General features: G+C 41.2%; 1 pseudogene. It reads right to left on the minus strand.

The window, feature by feature from the left end:
• Positions 1 to 849 (minus strand): annotated as a pseudogene (locus PVV69_RS09925) (DUF3987 domain-containing protein); the annotation flags it as partial.

Consider the following 849-nt stretch of genomic DNA (forward strand, 5'->3'; position numbering starts at 1 on the left):
ACAATCAATTTTGCCCGCTCTGCTGTTAATTGATCACACGCCGCATAAAGACGTTTTGCGTGACTTATCAGATATTTTTCCCAACGTAATGCCATAGAAAGAGAGGAGAAACCAACTTCAAAACGACCTCCCTCAACAAGTTCAAAAATCAAGGCAAGGCTTGCTATGGTCTTTGGCATTTTTAAAACATGCGCTTGTAAGGGTTCAGAGAAATGACTGTTCTTTACTTTTTTCTGAAAGCTTTTCCACCACTCACAAAACATCTCTTGGGCTTTTGCAGAAAAACGTATGGTAATGGGGTGTTCTGGTGAACCAAGGGGCTTATCATAGAGAGAACGAAACAGCCTTTCATAATCTTGCTGTGCGTCTTGATTGGGACACCTATCAACCCAGTCCGGCTCTTCGATTTCATTCGGCCACACCAGCATCTGGAACCGTTGGAGCAAACCATCATCATTTTTCCCATGAAGAATTTCTTTAATGAAAGGAATAATTCGTGAAGGTTGAATACCTCCTATAATGGAAACAGTTGCATTGGGGATATAAATGGTTCCACGCCCAATTCGGTCATAGCTAAATCCACCGTATCCATTAAAAGCTTTCAAATAAAAACCACGGTCTGATTGATATTCCTTTCTTTCCATATCTGCTAAAAAACCAGACAACTCATCACGAACCATTAAGAGACCACGGGGGTTTTCTTTTAACAATTCCCCAAGTTTTTCAACCGTGACATCATTGACCGAGAGATATCATCATCATGCTCATTGTCTTGAGAGAGGGTTTCAAACAACAGAGCACGGGCTGTTTCACACTCTCCTTTTTTGAGCGCTTTATTGGCTTGTCTTT

This window comes from Bartonella sp. MM73XJBT (genome assembly GCF_028618465.1).
GTDB lineage: Bacteria > Pseudomonadota > Alphaproteobacteria > Rhizobiales > Rhizobiaceae > Bartonella.